At 71.9% G+C, this 11223-nt stretch carries 10 protein-coding genes and 1 pseudogene; 5 read left to right on the top strand and 6 right to left on the bottom strand.

Translation table 11 applies throughout. The features are described from left to right. A pseudogene (locus K6I34_RS04015) lies at positions 1-101 on the top strand (IS5/IS1182 family transposase); the annotation flags it as partial. Between the two features lie 22 nt (positions 102-123). Here K6I34_RS04015 and K6I34_RS04010 read toward each other — a convergent pair. The 6 genes from K6I34_RS04010 to K6I34_RS03985 are packed head-to-tail and all read right to left on the bottom strand — an operon-like array spanning position 124 to position 5610. Beyond that, positions 124-525, bottom strand: a complete 402-nt coding sequence (locus K6I34_RS04010) for a hypothetical protein (protein WP_229322656.1) — start codon at positions 523-525, stop codon at positions 124-126. Further along, the gene (locus tag K6I34_RS04005; protein ID WP_229322655.1) at positions 522-1442 is read right to left on the bottom strand and encodes a Gfo/Idh/MocA family protein; all 921 of its coding nucleotides are present in this window, start codon (positions 1440-1442) and stop codon (positions 522-524) included. Before K6I34_RS04005 ends, K6I34_RS04010 begins: the two co-directional genes overlap by 4 nt. Then, complete coding sequence (locus tag K6I34_RS04000) at positions 1439-2575, bottom strand: Ldh family oxidoreductase (RefSeq protein ID WP_229322654.1); 1137 nt, start codon at positions 2573-2575, stop codon at positions 1439-1441. Before K6I34_RS04000 ends, K6I34_RS04005 begins: the two co-directional genes overlap by 4 nt. Beyond that, complete coding sequence (locus K6I34_RS03995; RefSeq protein ID WP_229322653.1) at positions 2572-3867, bottom strand: M20/M25/M40 family metallo-hydrolase; 1296 nt, start codon at positions 3865-3867, stop codon at positions 2572-2574. The genes K6I34_RS04000 and K6I34_RS03995 overlap by 4 nt, the downstream gene beginning before the upstream one ends. Continuing rightward, entirely contained in the window at positions 3864-4751 is an 888-nt protein-coding gene (locus tag K6I34_RS03990) for a sugar phosphate isomerase/epimerase (protein WP_229322652.1), read from the bottom strand. The genes K6I34_RS03995 and K6I34_RS03990 overlap by 4 nt, the downstream gene beginning before the upstream one ends. Then, positions 4741-5610 (bottom strand): hypothetical protein, encoded by an 870-nt coding sequence (locus K6I34_RS03985; RefSeq protein ID WP_229322651.1) that lies wholly within the window; start codon positions 5608-5610, stop codon positions 4741-4743. Before K6I34_RS03985 ends, K6I34_RS03990 begins: the two co-directional genes overlap by 11 nt. A 442-nt stretch (positions 5611-6052) precedes the next feature. Here K6I34_RS03985 and K6I34_RS03980 point away from each other — a divergent pair, with 442 nt between their 5' ends. The 4 genes from K6I34_RS03980 to K6I34_RS03965 all read left to right on the top strand — a co-directional run bounded on the left by K6I34_RS03980 (position 6053) and on the right by K6I34_RS03965 (position 11170). Then, positions 6053-6877 carry a class I SAM-dependent methyltransferase gene (locus K6I34_RS03980; RefSeq protein WP_229322650.1) on the top strand — a complete coding sequence of 275 codons (825 nt, stop codon included), beginning with the start codon at positions 6053-6055 and terminating at the stop codon, positions 6875-6877. A gap of 43 nt (positions 6878-6920) precedes the next feature. Then, positions 6921-7883 carry a UbiA family prenyltransferase gene (locus tag K6I34_RS03975; protein ID WP_229322649.1) on the top strand — a complete coding sequence of 321 codons (963 nt, stop codon included), beginning with the start codon at positions 6921-6923 and terminating at the stop codon, positions 7881-7883. Beyond that, on the top strand, positions 7880-9124 hold the full coding sequence (locus K6I34_RS03970) for a benzoate/H(+) symporter BenE family transporter (protein ID WP_229322648.1): 1245 nt from the start codon (positions 7880-7882) through the stop codon (positions 9122-9124). Before K6I34_RS03975 ends, K6I34_RS03970 begins: the two co-directional genes overlap by 4 nt. Before the next feature lie 129 nt (positions 9125-9253). Beyond that, on the top strand, positions 9254-11170 hold the full coding sequence (locus K6I34_RS03965; RefSeq protein ID WP_229322647.1) for an FAD/NAD(P)-binding protein: 1917 nt from the start codon (positions 9254-9256) through the stop codon (positions 11168-11170). Positions 11171-11223 lie beyond the last annotated feature (53 nt).

The raw sequence follows: 11223 nt of genomic DNA, 5'->3' as shown, positions 1-11223 counted from the left end.
GCGGGCTGGCCACCCGCTACGACAAGACACCCGAGAGCTACCTCGCCGGACTCCATCTGCGCGGCGCGATCCTGTGGATCCGCAGCCTCCAACCCACCTGAAGATCCGAACTACGAACACGCTCTAGTACCCGAAGCGCACCTCCATGGCGGGTTGCAGAGCGAGATCCACGCCCGTGACCGTCCGGTCGACGGCGATCAGGATGTTGTAGTGGTTGGGGAAGTGGCAGCCGTCGTAGCCGAGCACGGTTCCGATCCGCCGTCCGTCCACCGTCACCCGGTCGCCCCGGTCGATGACCCCACCCCGCGCGATTTCCACAAAGCCGAGAAAGCCGACCCGGTCGACCACCGCGCCCGTGGTGGTGTCGTTCTGATCGGTGGTGACCAGCTCATGGATCTCGTACGTGCGGACACACCGGCTGCCGAACTCCTCCAGGACCATGCCCCGGTCTTCGCGCCGATGGGCCAGGACCTTCACCAGCTCGCCCCTGACCTCCCGCTTCGGACCGTCCTCGGCCGGGTTCACCGCAGCCCCTCCCGCTCCGTCCGGTACACGTCCGACACCAGCTCCAGCGCGGCGAGACCGTCACCCGAGCGGTCCTCGCCCGCGGCCAGCGCGCCCGCGAAGTCCCGCAGCACACCGATGTACTCGTGCCTCAGCGACGACTTGAACCCGTGGTGACCCGCGAGCATGTCGGCGTGGACGGTGGTGCCGTCGGAGAGCCGTGCTGCCACGTCCTTCCGCTCGCCCTCGTACGACCAGTCCAGCTCGACCCGGGCGGTGGTGCCGCCCCGGCCGCGCAGATCCACGGTCGCCTGCCGGTCCACCCCGTCCGCGTCGCGCACCACCTCGGCGCCGACGACCTCGACATCGCCGATGATCTGGCGGACCGTGTCGAAGGCATTGGGTCCGTTGTCGGCCACACAGCCGCCGCCGCAGCGCGCCGGGTCGAGATACCAGCGGTCGCTGCCCGCGTGCTCCTCGATGCGCTCCAGATAGCGCACGGTCAGTGACTCGACCGGGGTGTGCGCCGGCACCCGCTCCAGCAGCGCCAGGACGTTGTCGTTGTACCGGCGGTGGAAGGAGGTGAAGAGCAGTGTCCCGCGCTCCCTCGCGGTGCGCACCAGCGACCGGCCGTCCTCGACGGTGGTGGCGAGCGGTTTCTCCACACAGACCGCGACCCCGGCCTCCAGCGCCGCCCGGCACACCTCGGCGTGCACGTCGTTGGGCACATTCACCACGACGGCGCCGAGCCCCGCGTCGGCCAGCAGCGCGCGGTGGTCGGTGTAGGCGGGGACGCGGTCCTCGAACTCCGCCAGCGCGTCGGGCCGCAGATCGCACACGGCGGCGAGTTCCAGCCCGGGGAGCGACGCGAACGCCGACACATAGAACTTGGAGATGACCCCGAGTCCGATGATGCCGATACGGGTACGCCGGGTCATGCGCCTGCCTCCGTGGGGATGTCCGCGCCGATCTCATGGGCCACCGCGGTCAGTTCCGCGTACAGCCCCTTGCTGACGGGCACCCCGTTGGCCCGCGCTTCCTCCTCGTACGCGGCCTCGCGCCGGCCGGGGTACCCGACCGGGGAACCGGCCGACACCGGCGGGCACTCCAGCAGGCTCCGGAAGAGCCCGCCCGCGTCGCCGAGGAACTCCTGCTCGGGGCGGAGTGCCCCGGGGGAGACGGCGATCGCCAGGAAACCTATGTTGTCGTCCCGGCCGGTGGGGCCGCCGTTCCCGGTGAAGGCTTCGGGCGAGGGGCCGAGCCCGGCGCCGGGCACCAGCGCGGCCAGCACCTCGACGAGCAGTGCCAGGCCGTACCCCTTGTAGGCGCCGGTCTCCGGCCGGCCGCCCAGCCACATCGGGAAGCCCTCGCCCCGGTCCAGCGCCGCCGGATCCGTGACCGGCGCGCCCTCCGCGTCCTGGAGCCACCCCTCCGGGATGGGCCGGCCGGCGCGGGCGGCTTCGCGGACCTTGCCCGTGGGTACGGCGGTGGTACTCATGTCCAGGTTGAACGACGGCAGCCCCGGGCCCGCGGGCGCGGCGATGGAGAGCGGGTTGGTGCCGAGCATGGCGTACCGGCCGCCCGGGGGCCGGGCGATGCGCTGGCCCCCGCAGTTGGAGGCGAGGATGCCGATGGCGTTCTTCGCGACGGCTCGCGCGGTGTGGTGCCCGGCACAGCCGAAGTGGGTGCCGTTGCGGACGGAGATCATGCCGATGCCGTACTCGGCGCTGCGGGCGACCGCCAGGTCCATGGCCTCACTGGCCGCCCACAGCCCCAGGCTCTGCCGGGCATCGACCAGCACGGCCGCGCCCCGGTCGGCGAGGATCTCGAACTCCGCCGTCGGATCCGCCCGCTTCTCGTCGAGGAGCGGAAGATACAGCCGGGTCAGATTGGCCAGCCCGTGCGAGCGCATGCCTGCCAGGTCGCCGTACAGCAGCGCCTCGGCGGCGGTACCGGCCCGCCCTTCGGGCATTCCCCGGTCGGCGAGGACGGCGGTGGCCAGCGAGAGCAGGGTCTCGTAGGGCACCCGTACGTCGGTCGCGTAGTCGGCTGGTTCTATGGTCGTGGTCATGGACGTCCGTTCGTTGCTCGGGCGAAGTGACTCAGGAGGGAGACCACGCTCGCGGCATAGGTCTCCAGCTCCCGCGCGTCGGCGAACTCGCCTTGGGCATGGGCATGGTTGAGGTCGAGATCGCCGGGGCCGAAGGCGGCGGTGTAGGCGCCGGGAACGCCGTCCAGCCAGATGGCGTCGCAGGTGAACGAGGGCTCGTCGGCCGGTACACAGGGCAGGCCCGCACGCGTGGTCAGCAGGGATCTGGCCCATGGGTCGTCCTGGTCGACCAGGGCCGGCAGCCCTCGCTTGAGCCACTCCACCGCGGTGACACCGGATGCCTCGTCGGCGGTCAGCGCGAAGTCCCGCACCTGGCCGAAGCGCTCGGTGAAGTCGGCCAGACCACGCTCGACCTCGGCCTCCAGGGCGGCCTCCAGGCGCTGTCCGGCGGTGGTGTTCTCGTACGCGAGGTTGAGCAGCAGCTCCCCGGTGCCGTAGACGCGGTTGTGCAGCGGCCCGGTGCGCAGCCCGGCGACACAGACCCGGGTGCCGTCGTGCCGGCCGGAGAGCCGGTGTGCCAGGTGCTGGGCGAGATAGCCGAGCAGCACGGTCGCGTTGTGACCGCCGCCGGGCCGGTCGTCGATGGAGTCCAGGCCGTCGACCGTGACCCGGGCGGTCATCGCCGCGGTGGAGCGCGGCAGCAACCGGGATCCGGTGGGCTCGCAGAAGAGATTGATCCGGCCGTAGAAGCCCTGCTCGATGAGGGGCCGGGTGCCGAAGACGCCCATGGCGCCACCCTCCTCGCCCGCGACGAGCTGAATGAGCACCCCGGTCGTCCGCCCCAGCTCCGGCACCCGGTCCACGGCGGTCCGCAGCGCCGCGAGCAGCGCCACCGCCGGGCCCTTGTCGTCGATGGCGCCCCGGCCGTGGAAGCGGCGGTCCGTGTACCGGGGCGGCTCCCAGCCGCTGACCGTGTCCAGATGGACGTTGAACATGATGGTGCGCTCCCTGGGCAGCTCCGGGCCCAGCCGCAGCACCGTGCTGGGCTGGCACTCCAGGAAGTCCGGGATTTCCGCCATGGCCTCGCGCACGACGCGCGGCACATCGGGGCGCTCCAGCTCCGAGGGTGGCGGCGCGCCATGGTGGACCACCGTGAATCCCAGCTCGGCCGCGGCGTCGGCATAGGCGAGCTGGGCCTCGGCGAGCCGTGGCCGGGGACCGTCGGCGCCGGCTTCCAGCAGTCCCACGGTGGGCAGTTCGAGCAGTCGGATCAGCAGCTCGTGTTCGGACGGCAGCAGCGGGACGTGGTTCATGCCGACCGTGCCGTCACGGCCGCGACCGACTCGTTGAGCAGCTTCTCCAGAGCCCGGCCGTATGCGACGAAAGTGCCCACCCCGTCGGCGCCGGCGGCGGTCAGGGACTCATGGGGGCGGACATTGATGTGCGGCTCGATCGACCACACACCGGGGTAGCCGTGCTCGATCAGCAGCCGCAGCGCGTCGCCGACCCGGCAGCGGCCCTCGCCCGGCAGGACGTAGTGGACATCGGACGGGTCGCCCACCGCGTCCTTGATGTGGACATGGGCCACGTACGGGGCGATCTCCGGCAGCAGCTCGTAGGCCTCGTAGCCGTGGGCCGCTCCGTTCCCGGTGTCGAACAGCAGCTTAAGCGCCGGGCTGTCCACATGCTCCAGCAGCCCGAGCACGCGGGCCGGGTCACTGGCCGCCCAGCCCGCGCAGTTCTCGTGCACCAGGACGACCCCGGTGCTCTCGGCCCGCGCCGTCAGCTCCCGCATCCGTGCGTGGACCTCCGCCCGCCAGCTCGCCTCGGGGCGCCCGTCGTTGGGGTAGGACATGATCCGGATGTACGGGGTGCCGAGCCGGACGCACCGCTCGGCGAGGATCTCCAGCTCCCGCAGGTCCTCCGCGAAGTCCGAGCCGATCGGACGGGCCCAGTTGGCGATGCGGGAGTCCACGCACGCCACCTGGAGTCCTGCCCCGGCCAGCCTCCCGGTGAGGCGGTCGAAGGCGTCCTCGTCCAGGTCGGCGAGGGCCGTGCCGTCGACGTTGCGCAGCTCGATCAGGTTCCAGCGCAGCTCGGTGAGGGCGGAGAGCTGGGTGCCCAGCGACTCCCCGGCCTCGTCGCCGATACCGCACAACGGAAGGGCCGACGGCGTGGGAGTGACTTCAGCCGGCATGGTGTACCTCCTCCTGACGGAGAGACAGCGGGGACTGGGATTCCGCCAGGCACAGGTCCTTGGCGCTGGTGAGCAGGGCGACCACCTGGGCCTGGAGTTCGAAGTCGGAGCGGCGGTCCGCACCGGTGGCGAAGTCCCGGTACACCTGGAGCACACAGGCGGTCAGGGCCTCGTCGTGGAACAGCTCGCGGCCCGCGCCCACCCCGGGCACATCGGTGCGCAGCTGTGCGTAGGAGTCCATGCCGCTGGTGGGGTAATGGCCCGTCACCGTCCCGGCGGCGAACTCCAGCCGGATGCTGCGCTCATTGATGGGCGAGGTCAGATCGGAGGTGATCGTGGTGCCGACCCCGCCGTCGTGCTCGATCGTCAGCCGCGCCGAGCCCATGTGCCGGACCACCCGCCGACCGGTGCGCGCGTCCGTCCAGGACGCTCCGGTGACCCGGCCCGGGCCGGCCAGTCGCAGCGCCACCCCCACCGAGTGCGGCGGCTCCACGTCGAACGCGGTCGGATGGCTGGGCGTCGCGAAGGTCCGGGTCAGCCGCGGCTTGAACTGGCGGACGGTGATCGAGCGCAGCTCACCCAGCTCACCGGCGTCCACCAGCTCCACCAGCCGCAGCGTCAGCGTGGAGTGCAGCCAGGGGGCGACCACGGCGAGCCGCAGTCCATAGGCGTCCCGGATACCGCGCAGCTCCTCCACCACCGCGCTGCCGGTGCCCATCGGTTTCTCCAGCAGAAAGAAGCGGAAACCGAGTTCGGCGAGTTCCAGCAGAGTTCCCGCGCGGGAATCCGGAGGCGTGCACAGATGAACGACCGTGGTGTCCGGGTCGAGTTCCGCGCGTGCCGCAGCCAAGGATGCCACCCGGGTCACCCCGCGCAGGTCGATGTCGTCGAGGGAGGCGAACGGATCGAATCCCAGGGGGTCATCCGGCGCGAACAGCCCGCCCGCCGGAGCACCTTGCCGTAATTTCCGCAGGATCGGCAGGTGAAGACCTCGCCCCGACCTTCCCAGTCCGACAATGAACGTCTTCAGCAACGGGTGACCCCGCCTTCTTGGTCGGATTCCCGGTTCGCCGGTCTCTCCACGGCAAGGGAATTTCCATACGCTCTGCAGCGCAGGCTAGGCCGCCCGACCTGTCCTTCCGAATGACAGGTTGCTGCCGGTACAGCCCCCGTCGGGGCCACAGCGACCTGCTATGGCAGCGGTGTCGCGGCCACTTCTAGGGTGACGGACTGTTCGGCAGATCCCGGTCATGAACAGGCGATGCCGGCCGCGCGAACCGCGTGGCCGGGGGAGGAGCCCGATGAGCGACGTCGGCAACATCACGGCGGGCCACCACACCGGCCACGAGGGCGACTACCTCTTCGACCCGGCCTGGAACCGTGAGTCGGAGCGGCTGCGCGCCAATGAGTCCCTCTGGGACCAGGGCACCGTCGAGCGGCTCGAACGCCTCGGCGTCGGCGCCGGCTGGTCCTGCCTCGAAGTCGGCGCGGGCCAGGGCTCCATCGTCCGGTGGATGGCCGAGCGCGTGGGCCCCACCGGCCGGATCCTCGCCGCCGACCTCGACATCGGGCCGCTGAAACGGCTGGAGAACCCGCCGGTGGAGCTGCGCCGACTCGATGTGCGCACCGACGAGCTGCCCGGGGCCGCCTTCGACCTGGTACACGCCCGGATGGTCCTCCAGCACCTGGAGGACCCGGCCACGGCCGTCCGCCGGATGGTGCGGGCGCTCCGGCCGGGCGGGGTGCTCTTCGTGGAGGACACCGACGCGCTCACCCTCTTCCGCTCGGCGGCCTCCGAGGACTTCCTCAAGGATGTCCACACCGCCGCCTACCAGGTGATGGAGCAGACCGGCTACTCGATGCGCGGCGGCCACTTCGACCACCGGGCCGCGCTCGACGTCGGCCTGGAGGACGTCTGGGCCGAGGGCCGGGCGGTGATGGTGCAGGGCGGCTCGCTCCGGGCCCGGATGTACGTGCTGTGGCTGGAGTACCTCCGCCCCGAGCTGCTCGCCCAGGGGCTGCTCACCGAGGAGCGCGTCGACGAAGCCGTGCGCGCCATGAACGACCCCGCCAACCACTGGCTGAGCCAAGTCCTCATATCCACCTACGGCCGTAAGCCCGCCTGACCCCGGCCCGCCCCACGACCCCTCATGAAAGGCGGATCCGCGCATGGCGTTGAGGACCGCGATGCCCTCGGCAGCCCCGGGCACATCGAAGCTCAAGGCATACGCAAAGCTGGGGAAGCTGGCCTTCTTCGACTTCTACCTCTGTGTGCTCGTCGTGTGGACCGCGGTGCCCGGCACCGAACTGTGGGCGGCCGGTACCTGGATCACCCTGCTGCTCTTCCTTCTCGGCCAGGTCGGTGTCGTCGCCGCCACCGTCGCCTTCGACGACCTCACCGGCGTCCGTGACGGCAGCGACGCCCGCAACTACACCACCGAGTCGGAGGCGCTGCGCGATCTCTCGCGCAAGCCACTGCTCTCCGGGGCGCTCACCGTCCAGGAGGCCCACCGGTTCGCCTGGGCCATGGCCCTGTGGGGTGCACTGCTGTGGACCGCCACGGCGGCCTTCGCACCGCACCGGCCGCTCTGGGGCTGTGTGCTGCTGCTGTACGTCGCCCTGACGTCGGTGCAGTACTCCTACGGGCTCAAGCTCAGCTACCGGGGCGGACAGGAACTGCTCCTGGTCTCCTCCGCGAGCCTGGTGATCGTCCTGCCGTACGCGCTCATCACCGGCGCGACCACCGGGCTCATCGTCCTGGAGGCGGTGCTGTTCGGCCTGTGGAGCGTGCTGGTCTCGCTCTACTCGAACATGAACGACATCGAAGGGGACCGGCTGGCGGGCCGCCGCAACCTGGCCACTATGACACGGCCCGCCGCCTACCGGGGCGTCATCACCGTCCTCACCGTCGCCGAGCCCGTTGCCGTCGTCGTGGCCGTCGCCGTGGGCGCCGTGCCCTGGTGGTTCCTCGCCGTCACCCTGCCGCTCTTCGCGCTCCGCACCGTACAGCTGCGTACGGGCGTCGTCCGCCGGAAGGCGCTCGCCGCCCGTGTCCTCGGCATCAAGTGCCAGCGCCTCGGGGTGCTGCTTCTGATGGCCGGCAATGTGCTCGTGGTCCACGTCGCGGGATGAGATCCGGAAGGAGCGGTGAGCAGGAGGCGACGGAGCCGGCGGCGTCGCCCGACGAACAGCCGTCGCGGGCAGCCGTCCTGGCCAACCCGGCCGCGGCCGTCGCCGGCCTGATCGCCGTCGTCGTCGCCTACGCGGGCCCCCTGGCGGTCGTCTTCCAGGCCGCCGGTGCCGCCGGTCTGCGGCCCGCCGCCCTGGAGTCCTGGGTATGGGCGGTCTCCATCGGCAGCGGGGTCACCGGAGCGGTGCTCAGCTGGGCGTACCGCATCCCCGTCGTCATGGCCTGGTCGACGCCCGGGGCGGCGCTGCTGGCCGTCGCCCTGGACAAGTACACCTTCGCGGAGGCGGTCGGGGCCTGTCTGGTGGCCGCCGCGCTCACCGTACTGGTCGGGGCGACCGGGCTGTTCGGCGCCCTCATGCGGTGGATTCCGCCGACGGTCGCCTCCGCGGTGCTCGCCGGGATCCTCTTGAAGTTCGGCTTCGGGCTCTTCCTCGCCGCCGACCGGAATCCGTGGCTGGTGGGCCTGATGCTCGCCGCCTACGTGGGCTGCCGGCGATTCGCGTCCCGCTGGGCGGTCGCCGCCGCGCTGCTCACCGGCTGTGCGCACGCGTTGGTGACCGGCCGGTTCCGGGGCGGCTCGTTCGACCTGGCGCTCGCGGCACCCCAGTTCACCGCACCCGACTTCTCCCTCGGCGCGGTGACCGGGCTCGCGCTGCCCCTGTTCCTGGTGACGATGGCGTCCCAGAACGCGCCGGGCATCGCGGTGCTCCGTGCCGCGGGCTACCGGCCCGACGCGGACCGGCTGGTGCTGGCCTCGGGGATCGCCTCCGCCGTTCTGGCGCCCGTCGGCTGCCACGCCCTCAATCTGGGGGCCGTCACCGCGGCGATCTGCACCGGCCCGGAGGCGGACGCGCGGCCCGAGCGGCGCTGGGCGGCCGGCGTCTACTGCGGAGTCTTCTATCTGATCGCGGGAGCTCTCGGCACGGCCGTGGTGGGGCTCTTCACCGCGCTGCCCGCGGCGCTGGTGGCGGCCATCGCGGGCATCGCTCTCCTGGGTGCGCTCGGCGGCGCGCTGGCCTCGGCCACCGAGTCGCCCGCACACCGTGACAGCGCGCTTGTCGCGCTGCTGCTCACCGCGTCCGGAGTGGAGCTGTTCGGCATCGGCTCCACTTTCTGGGGGCTGCTGCTGGGCACCGCCGTCCATCTGGCGACCGTCCGGCGCGCCCCCGCACCGGGCAGCTGAGCCTGTCGTTGGACTCCACGGGGCCGGGTCCGACGGCCGCGCGCTGCCGCCAACCGTGCGATACCGAGTGATTCGTTGACATGACGGAGGACTGAGGCGCTTATGCACCGCCGGATCTGCATCATCGGAATGGGGCCACGCGGCTTGTCGGTGCTGGAGCGCGTCTGTGCCAACGCGCGCCACACCCCGGCGTCCGCCCCGGTGACGGTGCACACGGTGGACGACCACGCGCCCGGGGCGGGTGCGGTCTGGCGTACGGAGCAGCCACGGTTGCTGCTGATGAACACGGTGGCCGGGCAGGTCTCCGTCTTCACCGACGACACCGTGGCGATGGACGGTCCGCTGGAGCCCGGGCCGAGCCTGTACGCCTGGGCGAGCGCCCTCACCGGGACCGCGCCGGAGATCGGGCTCGACGCCGGACTCCTCGCCGAGTCCCGGGCACTGGGACCTGACACCTACCCCACCCGCGCCCTGTGCGGCGCCTACTACCGGTGGGCGTACCGCCGCATCACCGCCGGAGCGCCCGCCGGGGTCACCGTGGTGGCGCACCGCGCCCGCGCGGTCGCCCTGGACGAGCACGGAGGCCACGGTGGCGGCCAGCGGGTGACCCTCGGCGACGGCACCGTCCTCGACGGCCTCGGTGCCGTCGTCCTCGCCCTCGGCCATCTGCCCCTCGAACCCACCGCGCAGGAAAGCGAGTTCGCCGCCTTCGCCGTCGGCCACGGGCTGATCTATGTGCCCCCGGGCAACCCGGCGGACCTCGATCTCTCGGTGCTGCCCGCCGGTGAACCCGTCGTCCTGCGCGGCCTCGGCCTGAACTTCTTCGACCACATGGCGCTCCTCACCGAGGGCCGCGGCGGCCGGTACCAGCGTACCGGGGGACGGCTGGTGTACGAGGCATCGGGCGCCGAGCCCCTGCTGTACGCGGGCTCCCGGGGCGGTCTCCCGTACCACGCCAGAGGAGAGAACCAGAAGGGCCCGTACGGGCGTCACGAACCCCTGTTGCTCACCGCCGAGTACGCCGTCAAGCTGCGGGCCCAGCACTCGGAGGGCGCCGCCGGTGTCGACTTCAGGGCCGAACTGTGGCCGCTGATAGCCAGGGAAGTGGAGATCACCTACTACAGCCGCATCCTCGCCGGCCGGGAACGGCCCACCGAGACCGAGCGGTTCCGGGTCGACTACATCGCGAGCGCCGCCGACGAGGCCGAGCGTGCCGCGGTGCTGGAGCGCCACGGCATACCGCCCGAGGACCGCTGGGACTGGGAGCGGACAGCCCGGCCGCACGCGGCCCGCGCCTTCACCGGCCCCGACGACTTCCGCGCCTGGGTCATCGGACATCTGCGCGAGGACCTCGCCGAGGCCCGACGGGGCAATCTGGACAGTCCACTCAAGTCGGCCCTCGATGTGCTGAGGGACCTGCGCAACGAGATCAGGCTCGCCATCGACCACGGGGGAGTCGCGGGAGAGTCGTACGCGGCGGATGTGGACGGGTGGTACACGCCGCTCAACGCCGCGCTCTCCATCGGCCCCCCGGCGCGGCGCGTCGAGGAGCTGATCGCGCTGATCGAGGCCAGGGTGGTGCACATCATGGGCCCCGGGCTCCGGGTGGCGGCCGACGCGGAGAAGGGGAGCTTCACGGCGGAGGCCGCCGGGGTGCCCGGGTCGCGGGTCGCCGTGCGGGCGCTCGTCGAAGCGAGGCTTCCGGCGGTGGATCTGCGGCGCAGCGCGGAGCCCCTGCTGCGGCAGTTGCTGGCCGATGGGATGTGCCGCCCCTACCGGATGGCGGGGGTCCGCACGTCGTACGAGGCCGGCGGGATCGACATCACCGGCCGTCCCTACCACCTGGTGGACGCGGAGGGCCGGAGCCATCCGCGCCGGTTCGTCTTCGGGGTGCCCACCGAGTCCGTTCACTGGGTGACCGCCGCGGGCATCCGCCCGGGCGTCGGCTCCGTGACGCTGACCGACGCCGACGCCATAGCCCGCACCGCCCTCTCCCTGCCTCCCGCCTCCGGCGAGGCCACCGACCCCGGCACGTCCCTCGCTTGACCTGGTCCTCGCCCGCCTCCTCGAATGCGCTGGCAGGTGTTTGTCATAGCCGC

Source organism: Streptomyces sp. UNOC14_S4, from assembly GCF_020740835.1.
Lineage (GTDB): Bacteria > Actinomycetota > Actinomycetes > Streptomycetales > Streptomycetaceae > Streptomyces.
This window is presented reverse-complemented; position numbering and strand designations above follow the sequence as displayed.

Excerpts from the sequence above, each read along its gene's own strand:
- K6I34_RS03965 (WP_229322647.1), top strand. The coding sequence starts at position 9,254 with ATGGGGCCACGCGGCTTGTCGGTGCTGGAGCGCGTCTGTGCCAACGCG.
- K6I34_RS03980 (WP_229322650.1), top strand. The coding sequence starts at position 6,053 with ATGAGCGACGTCGGCAACATCACGGCGGGCCACCACACCGGCCACGAG.
- K6I34_RS03990 (WP_229322652.1), bottom strand. The coding sequence starts at position 4,751 with ATGCCGGCTGAAGTCACTCCCACGCCGTCGGCCCTTCCGTTGTGCGGT.
- K6I34_RS03995 (WP_229322653.1), bottom strand. The coding sequence starts at position 3,867 with ATGAACCACGTCCCGCTGCTGCCGTCCGAACACGAGCTGCTGATCCGA.
- K6I34_RS03970 (WP_229322648.1), top strand. The coding sequence starts at position 7,880 with ATGAGATCCGGAAGGAGCGGTGAGCAGGAGGCGACGGAGCCGGCGGCG.
- K6I34_RS04000 (WP_229322654.1), bottom strand. The coding sequence starts at position 2,575 with ATGACCACGACCATAGAACCAGCCGACTACGCGACCGACGTACGGGTG.
- K6I34_RS04005 (WP_229322655.1), bottom strand. The coding sequence starts at position 1,442 with ATGACCCGGCGTACCCGTATCGGCATCATCGGACTCGGGGTCATCTCC.
- K6I34_RS03975 (WP_229322649.1), top strand. The coding sequence starts at position 6,921 with ATGGCGTTGAGGACCGCGATGCCCTCGGCAGCCCCGGGCACATCGAAG.